This window comes from Streptomyces sp. NPDC017890, assembly GCF_044328675.1.
Lineage (GTDB): Bacteria > Actinomycetota > Actinomycetes > Streptomycetales > Streptomycetaceae > Streptomyces.
Window position 1 is genome coordinate 235,997 of sequence record NZ_JBIRHU010000003.1, and the last position, 19,432, is coordinate 255,428.

Genomic DNA, 19,432 nt, shown 5'->3' on the forward strand with positions numbered 1-19,432 from the left:
CCACGACCGTCACGCGGCATCCGGTATGAATTGACTGCCCGCCCCGCTCCAGGAAACGGCCAGAGCCTCGCGCGCCCTGGTGCAGGCGACGAACAAGAGGCAGCGTTCCCGCAACAGGTCGGAGTCGTGCTGCAACGCGTCCACGGCAGCCGGAGTCACCTCGCGGGTGAACGGCACCGCCCCGGCCGTCACTCCGAGCACGGCGACGCAGCGGAACTCCAGCCCCTTCATGGCGTGCATCGTGGCCAGACGCACACCGTCTACACCGGGCCCCGGATTGTCCCTGACCCGCGCCACCGGCACCCCGGCCCCGCTCAGCCTGTCGTACGCCTTGTCCAGCAGCACGTTGAACCGGGCGCACACGCCGACCTCGGAAGGGCTGATGCCCTGCGCGATCCACCCCTGGACCCGCTCGACGAGCGCGGCGACCTCCGCGTGCTCCGAACCGTGCCCCTCCACCTGCGGCCTGCGCCCGTGCAGCAGCGAACGGTACCCGGCGAGGGTGTCGCTGCCCTCACCACCCAGGTCGTCGACGGACACCGGGCTGAGGATGCCCGTCGACCAGGCGAGGATCTCCTCCGTGCTGCGGTAGTTGATACGCAGCCGGTGGGTGCGTCCGGCCACCGCGATACCGAGGGAGCCGAGCGAGACCTTCGAGTCGTAGATCCGCTGGTGCGGATCCCCCGTGAGGAACAGGTCGTCACTGCCGGGCGCCACCGCGCCGCGCAGTACCCGCCACTGGGCGGGATGTAGGTCCTGCGCCTCGTCGACCACGACATGGTCGTGCGTCGGCGCAGACGCGGCCAGGAGCTCGGCGGCCCGAGCGCACACCTTCAGATGCGTGGTCGACCGCTGCTCGCGCAGCATCGACTCGAACAGCTCGACGGCGGGCCACAGTAGCTCCCGCCGGGCCGGTGACAGCGCGCTGCCACGCCCGCGCCGGGACGCGGCACGGTACGCGTCCAGGGTGCGCAGGTCCTGGGCGAGGACGACGTGCCGATACTCCTGCGCCAGGAACTGCTCCGTCCACGGCAGCCCGAGCTTCTTGACGACCCGCTGCCACACCTGCCGCTCCTCCCGGTCGCCGATGAGGGAGGGCACCTTGCCGTCGATACGGGTCACGACACCGTGCGCGTACGCGTTGACGGTGGTCACCTCGACCCGGTCGAGCAGCGCCGCGTCACCGTCCAGGAGGAGGCCGAGGCTCTCGCGCAGCGAGGCGGCCAGCGCGTTCGTGTACGTGGTGAGGAGGACCCGCGCTTCAGGCGACCGGGTCAGCAGGTGCTTGACCCGGTGCAGGGCGGCGACCGTCTTGCCGGTCCCGGGGCCGCCGGTGACCTGCACCGGACCGCCGTACGACACCCGGTAGGCGACCCGGCGCTGCGAGGGGTGCAGGAAGACCCGCCAGGCCGAGAACGGCTTCTCCAGGATGTCGGCGAGTTCGTCCGGCCCGCTGACGAGCGTGATCCGGCTGGTGGTGTTGGCGATGGCGGTGGCGAGGGTCTCGTCCGGGTCGGGACCGGCGTCGACGGGACGGCGTACGGCGACCACGTCCCGGTACACATCCTCGGGCGGGAACCCCTCGGCGAGGTACTGCAACGCCTCGAACTGGTCCTCCGGCAACAGCGTCCCGAAGGCCTCGAGCTGAGCCTTGTCGATGATCGTCCGCACCGCGCGCAGTACCTGGTCGTCGATGCCCAGCTCACGGAGCACGGTGTTCGAGTACGAGGTGAACAGCAGCGATTCGGCCGCGGCGGCCGCCTTCTCCAGCTGCGGGGTCAGCTGCTCGATCGCCCGTACGTTGCGGACCTCCAGGGCGCGCGTCGCGGAGTTCGTGGTGTACAGCCGCTTGGCGGCCCAGGTGTAGGCGTCGTCATGCGCCACCACGTTGACCAGCAGGAACACATCACTGCCGTCGTCCGGTGCGAGTACGACGCCCCGCCAGAAGTCGTTGATGCGGATGGTACGCATGCGGCGGTCGGCGGCCTTCTCGACCGATTCCAGATGCAGCCCCTTGTCCTGCTGCAGCTCCGGCACGGTGAGTTGCTGGAACTTCTGCATCGCCTTGCGAACGCCGTTCCTGACCGGCTTCTCGAGAGCGTCGTAGCTCTCCCAGAAGCTGTTGGCAAACGCAAGCTGCGGCACGACGCGTACTCCCCACCCCGGACTGTCACTGCCCGGCCGATCATACGGGCGCGGTACCGGCGCCGACCCGGCGCCGTCGCGTCAGCCGCGCCCCATCCGCCGCGCGACCTGAGCGACGTCGGCGAGCAGACCCGCCGGCCCCTGGTCCAGGTCGAGCGCGTGCTGATGGATCAGGATGCCGGCGTGACGGACCCGGTGGGCGGTGTGCGAGCCGTTGCCCTTCGCGTAGACCAGGTGCCCTTCCGGCAGGCCGAGGGCGGTGCAGTACGCGAGCATCTGGTACAGGTCGGCGTCCGGATAGCCGCCCCGCTTCTCCGCCTTGTACTTGGCGTCCGCCACCGCGCACGGGGCGCCGTCCGGTCCGTACAGCACGAAGTCCGGACGCATGCGGATCGCCGAAGCCTCATCGAGGTGATGACTGTCCTGGAGCCGGGCCACCAGGCCCGAACCGTTCAGGGCCTCGCGCAGGGCGACGGTCACGAAGTCCTCGAAGAGCTGGTTCATGTCGAACAGGAACCCGTCGATGCGGAGCCCGCCGGGAGCGTGCTCGACCGAGCCACCGCCGAGGAGGACCTCGGCGAGCCGCAGGGCGCTCTGGTACCGGGCGTTGAGACGGGTCGGCTGCCAGCGGGGCATCCGCTGTCCCCGTACGACGGGCGTGACGTCGGCGAGCCGGGCACGCTGGTGCAGCAGTCCCCGCCGGACGTCGCGCGGTACGCCGGGCAGCCGCAGCAGACGCTCGACGGCCGTGCGCAGGACCCGGTTCTCGGCGATGTCGATGGTGAACTCGTCGTACACCACCTCCACCGGCAGCATCGCGCCGAACCGCCGCCGGATCTGCTCGGCCTCCGTGATCCGGCCGCGGATGACCAGGGAGCTCTCCTCCGCCGCTCGGTAGCCCTGCAGCAGCCCGTGGCGCAGCGCGCGGTCGATCTGCCGCTCCACGGCATGGGCGAGGGCGGGCACCACGTTCCGGTGTCCGGCCACGTCCACCTCCCTGTCCCGCCAGCCGCCCTTGGGGTCGAGGCTGTAGCCGAGCAGGAAGAAGAGCCGGGCGATGGGCACCTTGGGGCTCACCCGTACGGTGAACGGTTCCCGCACGCCCGGTACGGCGATGCTCATCGCCCCGACCTTGCTGCCGGCCCGCACCGTCCAGCGGCCGGGCGTGTACGGGTCGGGTGCCGCGTCGACGACGTCTGTGGCGGCCAGCGCACGCCCCACGCCGGCGGGCAGGGCGAGGCCGGTGGCGGCCGCGTACTCGGCCAGTTCGATGCCGGTCAGGACCGTCGCCGCCGCCACCTCCGCTGTCGCGGGCCCCGGGTCGGCACCGTCTCCGGCGGACGTCATCCCAGTGACTCGCGCAGCGCGGCCAGCCCGTACCGCGCCTCGATGTCCACACCCTCGCCGTAGTGGTGCTCCTCCAGCAGCGGCAGGATCTTCGTCCGCCAGGTCCGCTCCAGGCCGCCCTCCCGGAAGACGCCCTTCTTCATCAGATACGACGGCCCGATACGGAAGTCCGGATCGTCGATACGGGAGTTGAGCGCGTCGAGCAGGTCGGCGGGCTCGCGCTCCCTGCTCTCCCGTTCCAGCCACCTGCGCAGCAGCCCGCTCGTCGGCTCGGTACGCGGCGACAGCTCCACGAACGCGAACCGCCGCCGCATGGCCGCGTCGACGAGGGCGATCGACCGGTCCGCGGTGTTCATCGTGCCGATGATGAACAGGTTGGGCGGCAGCGCGAAGTCGTCACCGGAGTACGTCAGGCGTACCGACTTGTTGCGGTACTCCAGCAGGAAGTACAGCTCGCCGAAGACCTTGGCCAGGTTTGCCCGGTTGATCTCGTCGATGATCAGGAAGTGCGGGATGTGCCGGTTGCCCTCACGAGAGGCGAGGTCGGCGAGTTCGCGCAGCGGGCCGGCGGTGAGCCGGAAGGCCACCTGTCGGGTCTCCGCGTCCTCCTGCGGCCGGAACCCCTCGAAGAAGTCCTCGTAGGCGTACGACGGATGGAACTGCACCAGCTTGACCTGCTCAGGACCGCCGCCCAGGAACTCGGCGAGCTTCAGCGCCAGGAAGGTCTTGCCGGTGCCGGGAGGACCGTAGAGGACCAGCTGCCGGTCGTCGGCCAGCAGGTCACGCACCTCGCGCAGCCACGCCGCGTCGTGCACGAGCAGCTCGCCGGCCAGCTCGGCCGTGGGCTCGGGCAACTCGGGGTCGCGGCGGGCGACGATCGCCGGCACCTCGGTGGTGGGGTCCCGGTCCTCCGCCTCGGCCTCCTCGGCCAGTTCCTCGTCGCTTCGCCCGAGCCCATCGACGAGCGGGAGTACGGAGGTGAGATCCACGACGTCGTGCTGCACGGACAGCTTCTGCTGCAGTGCCTCCGGCAACTCGTCGTAGGGCACGTCCCGCTGCCAGGCCACCTTCCGGCGCAGGTTGGTGAGCCCGTCCTCGGATTCGACCTGCTCAGCCGCGCTGTCGACGAGTCCGACGTGGAGGCGTCCGCCGGAGATGGTGCAGACGGTGTCGCCGGTGCGCATCTGCGTGAGGAAGCAGTGCAGTTCGTCGACTATCACCCGCTTCTGGCTGTAGGAGGCGCTGGCGTCGTAGCCGTCCTGGACATACCGGCGCAGGGCACTCTTGGTGGGGTCGTCCGCTTCGACCGGTGGCAGGTGCGTCGCCGCGAGCGTGACCAGCCCGTCGGGCAGCCACAGCCGCCGCACCAGGTCGCGACCCGCCACGTTCGACCCGCGGACCAGCCAGGCCTTGCGAGGCGCGCGCCAGGAGCGGCCGAGATAGTCCACCAGTGGGAAGTTCTTCTCCGTACGCCACTCGGTCAGGGCGTCCGAACCGCGCCCGGACACGATCGAGGCGGCGGCCGACGGCGAGTTGCATTCGACGTCCCGAGCTGCCTCCAAGTAGCCGGGCCACTGCTCCGACTCCCGGAGGGCGCCCTCCTCGATCAACGCCTCCCGCTGCGCCGCCGCGTACGGACCCGCACCCGGCAGGGTTTCCCGCCGCACCGGCGAACCGGCCAGCACCAGGAACTGCGGGCTGCCGTTCATCCCCTTCGAGGGCAGCACCCGCCCGCGCGCGTACGGTCCACCGTTCGGCAGCCGCAGCCGGAACTCCGGGTATTCGTCGGCCATGAGCCCCCCACCTGCTGGTCTGATCCTTCTGGCAGCGTACTGGCAGTCACCGACAGCGGGTTCCGCCCGCCTCTGGTCGGTCATGTCAGTGTGTTGGACAGGTGAGGCCCGATGTATCCCACGTAAATGCCGTGTTCGACGCAGGCCCCGTCGAAGTAGTGCAGGCGCGGTGCGATCGTGTTGCCGCCGCCGACGCGGACGTGTGCGCCCATGAACACTTTCCGTATGGAGTCGATGTGTTCCGGCACCGGGAACGTGCGCTGACGACGCCAGCTCGAGTTGGCCTTCACGGACTTGGACTCGTCACGCACTATCTTCCGCGGGGAGATCGTGCGGGCACCGCCGGGAGCGTCGGCGCACCACTGCTTGAAGTCGCGACCGGCACGACCGGAGGCGGCCGCTTCGGCGAAGTCCCGCAGGGCCAGCAGCGCGTCCCAGGTCATGCGAACCCATGACGACCCGTGCGCCTGTGCGTCGAGTTCGAGAGTCACCTTGCGGGAGCCGGTGAAATGCAGCCCGGGCAGGTCGGCGATGCGGCCAAGGAGCTCCTCGAAGGACTGCGGTTCGTCGTCCGGCGCGGAGAAGTAGGCGTAGGCGGCGGCGCCGGCGCCCAAGTCCACCATCTGCTTCCGCAGAACCTGCAGCCGCGCTCGGGCGGTGTGCAGTTCCCGGTACTGCTCGTCGTACTCGGCGATCAGCAGGGTCTCGTTGTCCTCGGCCTTGCGCAGCTCGTGTTTGAGATCGCGGATCTCGTCGGCCCGCACGCGCTGTTCCCGCCCCGCCTCCTCCAGAATCTCGTGCAGGACCTCGTTCTCCACACGCAGTCGTTCCAGCTCGGGTGCGGCGGAGTCGCCCAGCGTGCGGGTCCGCATGACCGGCACCGAGTCGAGTTCGGCGGGCAGCGGCGCTCGGGCGGCCAGCCGCTGGGGCAGTTGGGCGATGATCCTGCGGGCTTGGGAGGGCCGCTCGGTTATCAGCCGACGGGACATCACCCGGTGCCGCTGCCCGTCCGCGGGCCAGGCCGGATCGACCCAGGGAAGGTAGGTGCGTACTCCGCCGCCGTACACCTGGTGGTACTCCAGAGCGCGGTTGAAACGGAGTTCCGCTTCCGGGGACAGAAGGTAGAGGATGGCGAGACCGGCCAGGGGCCGGACCAAGGGGTCTACCGTGTCTTCCAGCCAGGTGTCGAAGTCGACACCGTACGGCGTGCTCGCCACGACGATCGGCATCCGCCGGGTCTCGTCGCACAGCTCATCGATGACGGCGTCCACGTCCTCCGCCTCGACCACCTGGGGTTGGGCCGTGACGTCGGCGATGCCGTCGCGCGCACGGATGACACCGAGAAGACTGCGTGCGAGCCGGGGAGTTTTGGCCGGTACGGGCACCACCTCGGGATCGTCCGGAAGGTGTTCGACATCCAGCTGGACCCGGGTGGGACCGCCGCCCTCCTGACGGATCAGCACAGTGGTCTGCCAGGTTCCGCCGGGCAGCGTCTCGCGCAGTCGCCATCGCCCGTACGCCCCGGAGGTGCCGGTGGCGGAGTCGTGGTCGAGGGTGACGCCGCGGGCTATCTCGTTGCGACCCTCGGCGAACGCCGCGACGTCGTAGGCCTTCGGGGGCTCCTTGAGCCACAGGCGCAGCTGGCCGTCGACCTTCGCGCCCGTGTTGACGTAGTCCAGACCGCTGGCGACGACCATGCGGTAGCGGCGGTTGTCCAATGCGAATTCTCCGTTCCGGGGCCGTTCGGGTGTGTGCGCTCATTGGTGTCTGGGCTCAGCTGCCCTGCGGGCGCAGGGCCACCAGGAGGGCGTCGACCTCGTGCAGCCGGGCGTGGATTTCCGCCGGGCTCGGAGGCAGGTGCAGGTCGTAGGCGCGGTGGTGGCGTGTGGCACTGAGCGCCGCCCAGATGGCCCGGCGCCGGCGTGGCGTGTGAGCAGGAGGCTGCGCAGCGAGTGGGAGGCCTCGGTCGCTGACGTGAAGCCGGGATCGGGCGAAGTGTGCGGCTGCTCGGGCACGTTCTGCTTCCTTGGGGCATGGCTGCGTCAACCAGCATCGACAGATAGATGTCATGTTGGCGCTACGAGCATGCCTGGAACCTGTTAGCGACGTCAACGTGCTGCGTGAGTTCCTGCTATTCGAGTTTGTGAACGAAACTCGAGTGTCTGCTTCTGGGTACCGGCTCGTGAACCTTGGTGCGCACGGCTCTCCTGACTGGCACGATGGCACCCCGTATGCGTGCTCAGGCTGTCGGACGCCGTGGCTGAGGAGGGGGAACGGTGGAGGACTGGATCTATATCCTCAACCCGCACAAGGACACCCTGGACGGGGAGCCTTCCACCAGCGAGACCATTCGCCGCCTCGCCCGGGAGGAACCCGAGCTCGACCTCTGGCTGAGTCGGCGCAACCGCATGAACAAGGGCGACCGCCTGTGGTTCTTCTTCACTCACCCCGTGTCGGCGGTCGCCGCCGTGGCCGGTGTTGACGACGTTCCCTATGAGGACCCCGAAGGCCCGGAGTTCGGCTACCGCGTCGACGTGACTCTGCTGTCCAAGCCGACGCAGGCGCTGTTCGGCAATCCGGTGCTGCGGGAGGACCTGCGCCTCGGCCAGGTGAGATCGGTGCAGAAGGTGAAGCCGGATGCGCTGCCACTGCTGCTGGCACGGGCGGGACTGTGAGTACGTAGCGCCGGCACTGCGACAGCGCACGGCTTGCCGTCTCGAGCTGCGGAATGTGTTGGAGGTGTCGCCCGAGGCGGTGGCTACACACCCCCAACCCTGCTGCGCTCGAGCAATCCTGTAAGTGCCCTGACGGTCTTCAAGGCCGACGCGGACGGCTGGTCTCCGGCTATGAGACGGCCGTCCTCATGGCCGAGTCGTCGTGATCGGTTACGACAGACGGCACGGTGCTCGCCGACTGGTGTGACCGTTCGACCCATACGGTCTTGCCGCCTGACGGATAGGGTTCAGTGCCCCGGCGGTCGGCGAGCGCGGTGACGATCAGCAGGCCGCGACCCGACTCGCTGTGCAGCGGCGTCGGGAAGCCCGTCAGAGGGGATGGGAGGCGGTCCTCGCGGGACTCTGTCACGGCGATCCGGAGGACGTCGGCGGCCGGGTCGTGTGTGAGGAGGAGACATAAGTCGCGTCCCTGAACACGGCCGTGCAGCGCCGCGTTGGCCGCAGCTCCGCCACGATCTGCTCCGTGCGAACGGTGACGTCGGCAGGGGCCTGCCAGGTGCGCGGCTGCTCGTAGGCGAGCAGCCGCGCAAGGCGGGCGCCGCGACGCGTGGACGAGAACTGCTGTGTGAACGTTCGCACGGCGGCGGGAGACTGGGGCGTGGTCGTACTCATGGGACCACGGTGACGGGCGCGTGATGGCGCGCTCCAGGGGACGGGTCCGTACCATCCGCAGGTGGAGCGTAGATGTGGCGGCGGGCGTCCCAACCTCAGTCGAGAGGCCTACCGCTGGAGGCGGTCGGCGACAGTCCCGGCCACTTCCTCGAGCCACCGTCGGACACCGAGCCCCGAGGGGGGTGACACGTCCATGCCCAGCAGTGAGACGGCCCGCTTCAGGTCCTTGTCCGTGGCAGCCATGGCGAGCAGTCCCGAGATGTCTCGCCCAAGCTGGTCCAGGTCTGTGCCCGACGCCCCCGACAAGTAGTCGTCGATAGCCTCAGCGTGAGACGTGTACTCATCGGAGAAGTCCTGATGGAAGTGCGCACCAAGGAACTGGTTCAATTCGGGGAAGCGTTCCCTGCACTCCCATTTGTTCTGCGGCAAGGTCCGGGACTGCGGTGCGGGGCTTCCGAGGTGGCGGACCAGATGTTCGCGGATAATGCGCAGACAATCTTCGACCCCATGCCCCGACGGCGGCTCGATCTTTGGGAACAGTTCGATGTCGTCCGCGATCTCAGGGGAGAACAGGCCGGCCCGGAGAATGCCATCGAGTTGATGTACCGCGGTGATCGCCCTCTGCGGGTCCGTGGAGACGATCCTCAGGTACGCGGACAGCGCGGGCCCAGGAGCCTCGGGAGTGTCAGTGAACGTGTAGTCGTGCGCTGCGTACGCCTCCAGCAGCTCCTGGACCTCGTAGAACCGGAATCCGGGGCCGGGGGAGAGTGTCATGCGGCTGCTCCATCGTGGTCATGACTCAAGGAGCGGGGTACGAGGTCAGGATCCGAAAGCCTGAGGGGGCAAGCACCAGGCGGCGTAGCGCAGCAGGGAGCCCAGGGTGTCACCGTCGTGGCGCTCGGAGGCCAGCAGTACGCCCGGCACGGTGCGCTTGCCGTGGTGCAGTCGGCGCGCGTCGACTGCCATGGCCACACCGAGACATACCAGAGGCGCTGCCCACGCCTTCGCGTCCAGCGTCTCGAGCCACTCCCGGGCTTGCTCACCATGCTCCTGGGCAACGTAATTGTTGAGCATGTGATGTGCGGAAGCCATCAGAAGAGGAAGTGCCGCGAACAGACGCCTCCAGCCCCGAGTCTGCCACAGCAGACCGACTCCCAGACCCGCGACGGCCGTCCCCACCAGATGCGTGAACGTCTCAGTCCCCAACGGGCCGCTCGAAGCCGTCTGCCCGAAGGGGGCCGGGAGCCAAGAAGTGATCACTTGACCCGGTCCGGGTACGTAGGGCGGGAAGATGCTGTCCGGGATGACCCAGCCGCCGTTCCGCGTGATCGCCCGGTCCGCGTCCAGGCCGAAGCGCAGCACTGCTTCCAGTAGCCCGAAACCCCCGCCCAACGCGGCGCCCAGCACCACGAAGTCAGTCAGTCCCCACTGACTTCGGACCTTGAGGCTCAGCCCCGCCAGCAGCAGAGGCGAGATCTTGACCAGTTCCTCGACCCAGGGAGCCACCGTATAGCTGGTGCTGTTGACCACCTCCACCAGCGACAAGCCGGAGTGGTCCGCGTAAAGACGCGTGTAGGTCAGCTGCAGCACGGCCGTAGCCACACCGCATCCGTATGCACCCACCGCGATCGCCAGCAGTACGGTCGACAGGCGGACCGAACGCGTCGGCCACGACACGGCGAACAACTGCAGCACACCCCAGACGGCCGCAGCCGCCATCACCAGCACCATGCCCCCGCCGCCTCCCCTGCTGCCACACTATTTCGTGGAGCAAAGACACGCTAGGTAGTCAACATGCCTTAAAGCAAGATGCTTTAGGAACCTGATGCGGAGCTCAGTTCCTATTAGGAAACGAGTGGCGGAAGCCCGCCAGGGGGCGGGGAGCCGGTCGCCACGGACGTCCGTGACCGCGATGCGGAGCATGTCGGCGGTCGAGGTACGGATGAGGCCGACGCAGAAGTGGGGGCCCTGGGTATGGCCATGCGGCACCGCGTTGGTGGCGAGTGCCACGACGATTCTGTTCGGCGCGGTCGGTTACGTCGGATGACGTCTGCCAGGTATGCAACTGCTCACGGGTGAGCAGGCGGGTGAGCCGGGCGCCGCGACGCCTGGACAAGCTGTGTGAACGTCCGCACGGCGAGGGAAGGCTGGGGCATGATTGTGCTCATGGGACCAGGGTGATGGGCGCGCGCAGTGCCACCTTCCAGGAGATCGGTCCGTACGACAGTCAGGGTACGGGCACTCTGCGTGCATCGTATGCGGGTCGGATGTCACCTCGGGTGCGCATCAGTGGCGGCGGGACGTGGCGTGTAAGGGTGGGCCGTTCCGTGTGTGGTGCGTGCGTCACGTTTCGATGGCGGACCGCGCGCTCGTCCGCCGACGCACCCCACCACGGAGCGGCTGCGGCGATCACTCCGTTCAAGAGGTCACTGCGCCGCCAGATCCCCGGTCAGTTCGCTGCGCCAGTTCTCGATGAGCCTGTGGTGCAGGATGGTCGCTGCGGCGACGAGTAGCTGCCAGGCCTGGAAGTCCTCCCGGGCGACAGGAAGTTTGGGCGCCTCACGCTCTCGCCGCCAGGACGGTTCCAGTGCCGGCCGGGCCGCTGCGGCTTCGGCTTCGGCCGCGATCCTGCGCAACCGCAGGTCCGTTGTGCTGTCTTCGGCAAGCGGGCGGCCGCAGCCCTGCCCCGGCTCAGCGGGGCGTGTTCCGAGAGCCAGGCATCGATGCGCGCCCAGGAGTCCTCCCCGGTCGGAGGACCGTACGAATCAGAGTGGGCCATCTGGGCTCCCGGTGGGGGAGTTGGCCCGTGTGCACTTGGAAATGACCCTAGGGTGACGGGCGGTCAGGACGGGGCACTCCCCCTGACGTCCCACACGTTGGCACCGTGCTGCTCGTGCCCGGCTTCATCCCCAACGTGGAACGCCCTACCGAGACGGCCCGCGCCCTGAGCACCTTCTGGCAGCGGACCCGAGCGCGGAAGCGTATGCCAGGAACTCCTTCCGGGCTTCCGGTGGGAGGGCGAAACGGGGGCTGAATCACGGGCAGTCGGCAACCGGCCCCGACACCGCTCCTACGCATTCTCCTCCCGGGCGGCATCTCGTCCTGAGGTGAGCGACTCGTCGGCGGGGCCATCTCCCGACGCGGTGCGGTCAGAGTTCCCACACTTGGTCCGGGTCGTCCAGTGCCGCCCGGACCTGGGAAAGGTCTCCGATGTCCGCGAGCGGCGAGCTTTTGGCGATGTCGACGATGCCTCGGACGACACTGTGAAGCACTTCGCCGTTGCCCTCGTCGAGCGCTCTGTCCAGCCTGGCGAACATTTCCTCGAAGAGGTTGCGCCGTTCCGCGAACGCCTGTGTGAAGTAGTCCTTGAGGATGGCTTCAGCGGCCCGGATCCGAGCAACCTCTGTGGCCTCGTAGGCCTCCAGCCGGGCTCTCTTGGTGCTCTCGACCTCATGGATGTGGACGCACTCACGGGCGGCTTCGACAATCTGGTTCAGCGCAGCGAAGCCGTCCACCGCCTGGACGGATCCCTTGGCCGCCTTGAAGACCTTGCCGACATGCACCTTGGTCTGGTCCGGCACGTCAATTCTCCTCTGTCAAAGGTCTGTACTTGATGGTGAGGTTGGAGCTGCGCTCGTCCAACTCTCCTTCGGCGTCGACGATCCGAGCCGTCGCCACGTCACGGACCGCCATGACCAGTGTCATGGCCCGCTGAAAGCGTTCGGCGTGACTCAACGGGTCGAACGGCTCGGACTCCAGGGAGTCCAGCGCCTCGAGTCCTCGGAAGGTGAGGTCAGCGAGCAACTCGTGCAGCTCCTCAACGCGCGCGTCGACGCCCTTCAGGCGGGTGTCCGTCTCGTCGAGTTCAGCGACGGCCACGGCGACCTTCGCCTCGAACTCCCTTGCCTGGGTGATCGCCTTCTGGCCTCGGCCCTTGACGACGAGTCCACCGACGAGCAGCGCGGGACCGATGGTGACGAAGTTGAGCGCCGTGGCTCCCAGGGCCATCCCGCCACCGCCCGACGCGAGCGCCCCACCTCCTAGGAAGGCAAGGGCCGCGTCCCTCTGCCGGGTGCGACGGAAGGGGCCACGCATGCTGCTACGTCATGTTGGCACTTCAAGCATGACCGCGCTCTGTTAATCCTGTCAACGAGTTCCCGAATGTCGAGCATTCGGGTCTCCGTGCGTGCCGGACGAACTCGTCGGGCCGGGCCCGCATGCGGACACCCTCCTTTCCCAGATGTGCTCTCCTCCGCCGAGGGCGTCCCGAAGATCAGCCGGTGGCCGTTCATCCGCGCGGGCACCATCTTGCTGCCGGAGCGGACCCCCCCCGGACCAGGGTGAGCCCGTACACCACTTCACTGGACCGCAACCGGGATACGCCGATGCCTCCCCGTGGATCCCCGTGCCCGTGGACTCAAGGTTTCGGGCCACTGGACATGTATTTCCACACCGCGTGCTCCAACCCTCCGCGATCGTGGCCCAGACGGTCGGCGGTCTCCTCGTACACCCGGCGAAGCCCTTGATAGGTGGTTGTCCCCACGCCGGCCTGCTGGGCGAAGGCGCGCAGATGCACGTCCACCGCCACATGGGATCCTCCGACCAGGGCGCCCAGATAGTCGACCGTCTTGGGCCCCACGCCGTGGATGGCGAGAAGCAGGGAGCGATGGGCATCCTCCTTCAGCCAGAACCTCAGGTCTTGGCGCGTCTCCACCCTGCTCGCGGCGAGGAGATCAGCGATTGCAGCAATGGCGGCAAGCTTCCTCTGGTGGGTTGTCCGAAGGACTGCACCGAGCTCACCTTCGGTCACGCGCGCACGGAACCGGGTCACCGTGTCCGCGTCGGGCCAGCTCTTCCGTAGCTCTTCGACGCGCGGCCGTCCCCATCGTTCGTAGTGCCTGGCCTGCTGGAGGATCGCGTCACAGATCACCGCACCCATATGGTGCCAACCACCGGCGGGCAGGAAGGGACCGTTCCCGAGGGCGGCTTCCACATGGGCCGCGAGCTTGGCGACGTTTTCTTCGATGGTCACGACCACATGATGAGGGCCCGTCGTCCCTTCGTCGATGGCTCACCGGGTTCATGCGCGGGGCTGTAGCCGGAACGGTTCGCCGGAGTGCCGCGCCGCGATCCCAGCCGGAAGCCGCGGCTCTGGACACGGCCGTGCAGCGCGGCGTTGCTGGCGAGCTCCGTGACGATCCGCTCCGTGCGGTCGGTGACGTCAAGTGGCGTCCGCCAGGTGTGCAGCTGCCCGTACGCGAGGAGTCGAGCGGGGCGAGCGCCCCGGCGGGTGGACGAGAACTGATGGGTGAACATCCGTACGTCGGCCGGAGCTGGGGCGTGGTCGCGTTCACGGGTCCACGGTGACGGGCGGACGTGGCCGAGTTGCGGGAGCACGCCGCGTACGCAGCGTCAGCGTACGAGGGGAATCCGCGGACGGTACGGCCCTTCTTCGGCACGCCGTGTGGTGCCGATGGATGACGCGGCTGCGCGTCATGACTACCGGATCTCCGTCGAGACGGGGGTGAGGAAGAAGAGGCACTGCTTCGCGTTGAATGCGCCGACCTCGGCGACGAAGCGGAACTTGTCGCCTTCGCCGACGGTGGCGGGGATCTCCTTACCGGTCAGATTCAGGTCGGAGATGTTGACGTCGTCGAACTTGAAGGCGGGGCCGACCGTCGTCTGCGGTCCCTCGTCGCCTGTGCCCAGGAGGATGCCGTAGCCGGTGGAGTAGCGCGCCATGTGCCGGATCGAGCCGTTGAACGCGACCGTCCGACCCTGATACCTGGTCGCGAAGGCCAGGTTCGCTTCGTCGCACGTGTCCTCTGTGAGCAGCAGCGCCGCGAACTCCGGGTTGTTCTCACGCGTGATCACTTCAGCGGCAGTCGACTCGACCGCGGTCGGAGTCGGCGTAGCGGAAGGCTTGTCGCTCGCAGCGGCCATCGGCCTGCCCGACTCGTCCTTCTCCTCACCTCCGTCGCCGAGCGCAGAGCCGACGCCGATGACGATGGCCAGGATCACGAGGACGGCGGCTGCCGAGCCGATCAGAAGCCAGGGCTGCGGCTTCTTCGGCCGGCGGAAGTCGAGGGTGGAGCGAAGCGCGCCCTGGGCCCGTTCCACGAGCTCCCAGCCATTCTTCTGCATCTTCGAGATCACCAAGCCGTCGGTGCCGCGAACCGTCTGCACCGTCTTGTACTCGTACTTGATCTCGTCGGCCATGAGGCTCCGAGCCCCCTCAATAGAATGTTCATTTCAACTGTCGCGCGAGCATATGGGACTCCGCCAGGAACTCGGCATCACCGATGTCACCCGCGGCCCCGAGCTCGCGATTCGGACCGAAGAGCACTCGGCCGGAGGCGAGTCGGCTCGCCAGGTGGAACGCTGAGCCAGCCGGAGATCGACGCGCGGGTATCACCACGCGGCCATGGGGTGTGCGCCCGGCAGGAGCTGGGGGCCGGCCGGCGCACGGCTGGGGAAGTGGTCAGGAGTGCCAGCGGTCGCGGCCGTCCGAGCCGGGGCCGCAGACCATGGGCGTTCCCTTCTTGGTGACTCCGGTCGCCCCGGGCGGGGAGCAGTACGAGCCCGGGTGCACGACGCCGGCATCGCTGCCGCCGGTGGAGCCGTCGGACGACGAGGAGTTGTCGTCCGCCGAGCCGCCGACCCCGGTGGTGCCGTTGTCGGCACTGTCGTCGTGGGCGGGGTCGTTGGCGGGAATCCTGTACGTCGTGCCCTTCGCCGGCGGGCACTTCTGGACGAGGTCGGCGTCGGTCCACTGGCCCAGGTCGAGGCGGACGGTGGCCGAGGAGGTGACCTTGGTGTCTTCGTCGGGGGTCTGGAAGCACACCCGCCACTCGTCGCCTTCCTCGGCGGCCTCTTCGGCCGTGGGGGTGTCGGTGTCGAGGTACACGTCGTCGAGGGTGACGCGGTCGAGGCCGATGCCGGCCTGGTCCAGCTCCTCGACCGCGGTGTTGTAGGTATCGCCGACGAGGTCCGGCATCACCGGCCACGGGAGTGGGCCGCCGTCCTTCTCCGGGCAGGGCTCGCCGGTCTTGACCGCGGCGAGGTCGACGGTCTTCGCCGCGGTGTCGGCCTTCTGGAAGCACACCGTCCATCCGGACCGCATGATGATCGTACGGTCCTCCTCGGCGGCGTCATGACGACCGGGGGTGAGTCCCGCCGAACGTGCCTCCTTCTCGGCCTTGTCCAGTGGCATGCCCGTGTAGTCGGCGATCTCGGGAGCTTTGGCGGCGGCAGGGGACGGTGACTGTTCAGCGTCGGCGCCGTTCGCGTGCTGTGCCTCGGGTTTGTCCGCACCGGTCTCGTCGAGTTGGCCGCTCATGCCCGCGCTGATCAGCATGAGGAAGAAGGCGCCGACCGTGGCGCCGAGCCTGGCGTACCAGCGCCATGCGGGCAGGACCCACACCGCCACCATGGCGGCGACCATCACGAGAAAGCCGAGCCCGAGGCTGAGCGCACTGAGCAGGGCGACCAGGGCCAGGAGGCCGAGCAGAGCGGGGGTGGTCCTCCACCAGGGCCGGGACGGGGGCGGAGTGATGTTGTACGGGTTCACGGGCTGCTCTTGTTCTCTGTGTGGGTCGGGCTGGTCCCGGACCTCGTGTGAAGTGGGCAAGACGTTCAACAGCCGCTGCTTCGCCGCCGTTACGCGAGCCGAAGCGATGCGCTTACGGTCCTGGCAGAGGGGTGGCAGTGATGTGCCACCTGGCCCGTCTCGGCGGGGCCGCACGGCCGTACGCTCCAGCCGCCGGATGACGGTGTTTCACAGTGGCAGCGTGATCTGTTCGCCCCCGGCCTCCTGCGGGATGCGGTGGGGGATTCCACGTGCTGTGAGAAGGGACTTCACCGCGGCCAGATGTCCGTCGCTCAGCGCGAGCGCAACGAGTCGCCGGGCTCGCGTGACGCCGACGTAGAGGACGCGCAGTGCCTCTGGTGTTCCAGGGGCGCACCCTGCCGTGGCACCTGTCGTCCACGCCTCGATCAGGCGGTCCGAGCGGTCGTCCTCCTTGTCCTTGCCAAGAGGCGGGACGACGATCAGGACGGCGTCGTCCTCCTGCCCCTTCACCCCGTGGATCGTGCCGGCCCGGCCGAGGGCGACCTGTGGGGACTCGGGGTCGCCGAATCCCACGAGCTGCCAAGCCGCCTCTTTGGAACCGCCCGCACGGGAAGACGCGGGTGGTCTTCGGTGCGATGCCGAGCAGGGCGGCCTCCTCCCGTATCAGCTCGCACGCTGAGCGGCTCCAGTCGCGGGGCGGAACACTCAGCGGCGGGAACTTCCTGACCAGGGATCGCTGGACGATCTGCAGTTCGAGGTCGGTGAGGTTGTGCCGGGCGAGCCCGACCGGTTCCGGCTCATCGGGCGGTGCCCCGTGCCAGTGGTCAAGGACCGTCTCGCGCAGCCACCTTCCCGCGAGTTCCTGCTGTCGTATGGACGCGCCCGGCGACCGCAGCACGGCTGTCGCCCAGACGAGCCGGTCGAGCTTGGCCGTCGGTACGGTCCTGGTTCCGGTCATCTTCTTCGGCAGTACGGAGTTGGCGTGGGCCAGGACCATCCGGTTCCGCGCGGGGATGCCGAGACGCTCCGCCTCCCGGCCGAACTCACCGATCCACGCGGCCTCCCTGCGGTGAGCGGTGGGAATGAGCAGGACCGGAGTGGTCTCGGCACGGCAGGGGCCCGTGGCGGTGTCCGGGGCCGCGTCGGAGGTGCGCAGGGTGTGGGACAGGTCGCAGATGACCTGCGTACTGCGCCAGTTGTGACGCAGACGATGGGCCGGCGCGCCGTCGAAGGGCGTCGAAGGACGATCACGGCTGTCGAGCCGGCGGCTGTCGCGAAACCCGTAGATGCTCTGATCGGGATCTCCGACCAGCAGCAAGGGAACGCCCGCCTCGCGGATCAGGTCCACGAGCCGGAGGTCCTCCGAGGAGCAGTCCTGCGCCTCGTCGATGACGATCTCCGCGAACCGCGTGCTCAGGACCCTGGCGATGCGTTCGCCACGTTCACTCCTGGTCAGCAGGGACAGCGCCATGTCCCGCAGCTGGTCACCGGAGAGATACCCGGCCTCCCACAGCTCCCTCATGGTGCGGCCCGCCCAGGCGGTCAGACGCCCGACCGCTTCCTGGTCCGGTGAAGCCTGCGCGGCAGTCTGCCGGGTCTGAGCTCGGGGCCTGTGACGCGTGCCCCGTACCGGTCCGCGTACGCGAAACGGAAGTCGTCCAGGGTCACGCCCTCGCGACGGCCCCTGGGGTGATCGCCCCAGGACTCCAGACGGTGCCAGCTCTTCCGGAGACCGGTCTCGCCCTCGTCGACGCGGCGACCGGCTCGCAGGACTGGACCGAGCCCGACGGCGAGGGCTGGACGGTGCACCAGGACGGGCCCCTGCGTCTGTGGGACCAGGTCGAGGACGCGCTCGACACGTGGCAGGAGGCGGGCTCGCCCGGCCAGACCGTGTTCGGCATGACCGTCACCGAGTGGGATCAGGTCGTCTGGCTGGGCGATCCGGACGGCCCCTGCTGGCGGCTACCGAGCTGAGAAGGCCCTCCCGGGACCGGACCCGCTCGGTCCATACGCTGAGTCAGCGTACGGACACGCTCGGTGGACTGTGCGAATTCGTTCTGGCCACGCTGGCGTTCACCGGGAGAGGGACCTGGCGTGTGAGCACCTGGAGGTGGGCCGCGAATGACGACCGACCATGTGGAATCGGCGGTGCCGGGCGGGGAGTGCGAGCGGGAGCCGGATCCGTCAGACAGTCTGCGGACGTTCGGGGCCGTCGTGCAGGCCTTGCGGGAGCATGCGGGGCTGAGCCGGGTGCAGTTCGGGGAGCTGGTCCGGTACTCCAAGCACACCGTGGAGTCGGTGGAGTTGGAGCGGCGGATGCCGGACGCGTCCTTCGTGGAGCGGGCGGAGGAGGCGCTGGGCAACACGGGGGCGCTGCGGCACTCTGCGCGGTTTCTTACGCGGAGAAGGCGGGGTTGGCGGCTTGGTTCCGGCAGTGGGCGAAGCTGGAGCGGCTGGCGGTGAGCTTGTGCACGTATGAGTGCCGGTTGGTTCCCGGGCTGTTGCAGTCGGAGGGCTACATGCGGGCTCTTTGCGAGAACGACATCCCGCCCATGGCCGACGATGACTTGGAGGCCACGGTCCAAGCGCGCTTGGAACGCCAACACCTACTCAAGGAACGGCCCAACACGACGTTCGATTTCATCGTGGAAGAGTCCGTGTTCCTGCGGCGTTTTGGCGGTATCGAGGTGACGCGTGAGCTGATCGACTACGTGCTGGAGCTCGTTGCGCCCAGGAACGTCACGCTACAGGTCATGCCGGTGGACAGTGAGTATCACGCTTGCATGGCTGGGCCGATCCAACTGTTGGAAACCCCGGATGCTATCTGGCGCGCCTATGCGGAAGGCCAGGAGAACGGCCGCCTGATCGCCGACCCGAAACAGGTCAGCAAGCTCCACATGCGCTATGCGAGACTGCGCTCGCAGGCCCTCACCCCGAAGGACTCCAGGGGCCTGCTGGAGCGGATGCGAGGAGCGCTATGAGCACGTCTGAACTCGACTGGTACAAATCCAGCTACAGCAGTGCACAGGGTGACAGCTGCATCGAGGTGGCCATCACCGAGCAGACCATCCACGTGCGGGACTCCAAGGATGTGTCGCGCCCGCCATTCACCATGACGCGTGAGAGCTGGGCGTACTTCGTGGTCTTCGTGGCGGCGCGGGGCTGACGGAGGTCCGGCGTGGGGCGGGCGGTCGACGGCCCGCCCCCGCAGTGCGGCAGGCCGGGGCTTC

The 19,432-nt window shown here is 68.5% G+C and carries 16 protein-coding genes and 3 pseudogenes; 4 read left to right on the forward strand and 15 right to left on the reverse strand.

The genetic code is table 11. From position 1 onward, the window contains the following. Window positions 1–9: 9 nt before the first annotated feature. From ACH4F2_RS05935 to ACH4F2_RS05950, 4 genes are all read right to left on the reverse strand, one after another. Window positions 10–2,145 (reverse strand): UvrD-helicase domain-containing protein, encoded by a 2,136-nt coding sequence (locus ACH4F2_RS05935; protein ID WP_398131453.1) that lies wholly within the window; start codon window positions 2,143–2,145, stop codon window positions 10–12. Between the two features lie 81 nt (window positions 2,146–2,226). Further along, a complete protein-coding gene (locus ACH4F2_RS05940; protein ID WP_398131454.1) occupies window positions 2,227–3,492 on the reverse strand; it encodes an McrC family protein in 1,266 nt (421 codons plus the stop codon). After that, the gene (locus tag ACH4F2_RS05945; RefSeq protein WP_398131455.1) at window positions 3,489–5,285 is read right to left on the reverse strand and encodes a DUF4357 domain-containing protein; all 1,797 of its coding nucleotides are present in this window, start codon (window positions 5,283–5,285) and stop codon (window positions 3,489–3,491) included. Before ACH4F2_RS05945 ends, ACH4F2_RS05940 begins: the two co-directional genes overlap by 4 nt. Window positions 5,286–5,365: 80 nt before the next feature. Then, window positions 5,366–7,003 carry a hypothetical protein gene (locus ACH4F2_RS05950; protein WP_398131456.1) on the reverse strand — a complete coding sequence of 546 codons (1,638 nt, stop codon included), beginning with the start codon at window positions 7,001–7,003 and terminating at the stop codon, window positions 5,366–5,368. 558 nt (window positions 7,004–7,561) lie between these two features. On the opposite strand from ACH4F2_RS05950, the gene ACH4F2_RS05955 reads away from it, so the two are divergent. Next, window positions 7,562–7,960, forward strand: coding sequence for a hypothetical protein (locus tag ACH4F2_RS05955; RefSeq protein ID WP_398131457.1), 399 nt, complete (start codon window positions 7,562–7,564; stop codon window positions 7,958–7,960). A 169-nt stretch (window positions 7,961–8,129) separates the two neighbouring features. Here ACH4F2_RS05955 and ACH4F2_RS05960 read toward each other — a convergent pair. From ACH4F2_RS05960 to ACH4F2_RS06010, 11 genes and pseudogenes are all read right to left on the reverse strand, one after another. After that, window positions 8,130–8,632: pseudogene (locus ACH4F2_RS05960) on the reverse strand (ATP-binding protein). A gap of 108 nt (window positions 8,633–8,740) precedes the next feature. Then, a complete protein-coding gene (locus ACH4F2_RS05965) occupies window positions 8,741–9,406 on the reverse strand; it encodes a contact-dependent growth inhibition system immunity protein (RefSeq protein WP_398131458.1) in 666 nt (221 codons plus the stop codon). Window positions 9,407–9,451: 45 nt separating this feature from the next. Then, window positions 9,452–10,363: a PrsW family glutamic-type intramembrane protease gene (locus ACH4F2_RS05970; protein ID WP_398131459.1), complete on the reverse strand. Its 912-nt coding sequence runs from the start codon at window positions 10,361–10,363 to the stop codon at window positions 9,452–9,454. A gap of 695 nt (window positions 10,364–11,058) precedes the next feature. Continuing rightward, window positions 11,059–11,268 carry a hypothetical protein gene (locus tag ACH4F2_RS05975; protein WP_398131460.1) on the reverse strand — a complete coding sequence of 70 codons (210 nt, stop codon included), beginning with the start codon at window positions 11,266–11,268 and terminating at the stop codon, window positions 11,059–11,061. A gap of 513 nt (window positions 11,269–11,781) precedes the next feature. Next, entirely contained in the window at window positions 11,782–12,213 is a 432-nt protein-coding gene (locus tag ACH4F2_RS05980) for a hypothetical protein (RefSeq protein WP_398131461.1), read from the reverse strand. A gap of 1 nt (window position 12,214) precedes the next feature. Next, the gene (locus tag ACH4F2_RS05985; protein WP_398131462.1) at window positions 12,215–12,640 is read right to left on the reverse strand and encodes a hypothetical protein; all 426 of its coding nucleotides are present in this window, start codon (window positions 12,638–12,640) and stop codon (window positions 12,215–12,217) included. A 409-nt stretch (window positions 12,641–13,049) separates the two neighbouring features. Beyond that, window positions 13,050–13,664, reverse strand: a complete 615-nt coding sequence (locus tag ACH4F2_RS05990; RefSeq protein ID WP_398131463.1) for a hypothetical protein — start codon at window positions 13,662–13,664, stop codon at window positions 13,050–13,052. A 467-nt stretch (window positions 13,665–14,131) separates the two neighbouring features. Beyond that, a complete protein-coding gene (locus ACH4F2_RS05995) occupies window positions 14,132–14,851 on the reverse strand; it encodes a DUF4839 domain-containing protein (protein WP_398131464.1) in 720 nt (239 codons plus the stop codon). A 262-nt stretch (window positions 14,852–15,113) separates the two neighbouring features. Continuing rightward, window positions 15,114–16,202, reverse strand: a complete 1,089-nt coding sequence (locus ACH4F2_RS06000; protein ID WP_398131465.1) for a PASTA domain-containing protein — start codon at window positions 16,200–16,202, stop codon at window positions 15,114–15,116. A gap of 207 nt (window positions 16,203–16,409) precedes the next feature. Further along, the gene (locus ACH4F2_RS06005; protein ID WP_398131598.1) at window positions 16,410–16,775 is read right to left on the reverse strand and encodes a hypothetical protein; all 366 of its coding nucleotides are present in this window, start codon (window positions 16,773–16,775) and stop codon (window positions 16,410–16,412) included. A gap of 706 nt (window positions 16,776–17,481) precedes the next feature. Then, window positions 17,482–17,724: pseudogene (locus ACH4F2_RS06010) on the reverse strand (UvrD-helicase domain-containing protein); the annotation flags it as partial. A gap of 191 nt (window positions 17,725–17,915) precedes the next feature. Here ACH4F2_RS06010 and ACH4F2_RS06015 point away from each other — a divergent pair. The 3 genes and pseudogenes from ACH4F2_RS06015 (at window position 17,916) to ACH4F2_RS06025 (ending at window position 19,368) form a co-directional block, all read left to right on the forward strand. Continuing rightward, window positions 17,916–18,176, forward strand: coding sequence for a hypothetical protein (locus ACH4F2_RS06015; RefSeq protein WP_398131466.1), 261 nt, complete (start codon window positions 17,916–17,918; stop codon window positions 18,174–18,176). 147 nt (window positions 18,177–18,323) lie between these two features. Then, window positions 18,324–19,183 (forward strand): annotated as a pseudogene (locus ACH4F2_RS06020) (helix-turn-helix domain-containing protein). Beyond that, entirely contained in the window at window positions 19,180–19,368 is a 189-nt protein-coding gene (locus tag ACH4F2_RS06025; RefSeq protein WP_398131467.1) for a DUF397 domain-containing protein, read from the forward strand. Before ACH4F2_RS06020 ends, ACH4F2_RS06025 begins: the two are co-directional and overlap by 4 nt. Window positions 19,369–19,432 lie beyond the last annotated feature (64 nt).

Bases quoted from the DNA above. Each gene is read 5' to 3' on its own strand.
- ACH4F2_RS05940 (WP_398131454.1), bottom strand. From the start codon at position 3,492: ATGACGTCCGCCGGAGACGGTGCCGACCCGGGGCCCGCGACAGCGGAG.
- ACH4F2_RS05945 (WP_398131455.1), bottom strand. From the start codon at position 5,285: ATGGCCGACGAATACCCGGAGTTCCGGCTGCGGCTGCCGAACGGTGGA.
- ACH4F2_RS05965 (WP_398131458.1), bottom strand. From the start codon at position 9,406: ATGACACTCTCCCCCGGCCCCGGATTCCGGTTCTACGAGGTCCAGGAG.
- ACH4F2_RS05970 (WP_398131459.1), bottom strand. From the start codon at position 10,363: ATGGTGCTGGTGATGGCGGCTGCGGCCGTCTGGGGTGTGCTGCAGTTG.
- ACH4F2_RS05985 (WP_398131462.1), bottom strand. From the start codon at position 12,640: ATGGCCCTGGGAGCCACGGCGCTCAACTTCGTCACCATCGGTCCCGCG.
- ACH4F2_RS05995 (WP_398131464.1), bottom strand. From the start codon at position 14,851: ATGGCCGACGAGATCAAGTACGAGTACAAGACGGTGCAGACGGTTCGC.
- ACH4F2_RS06025 (WP_398131467.1), top strand. From the start codon at position 19,180: ATGAGCACGTCTGAACTCGACTGGTACAAATCCAGCTACAGCAGTGCA.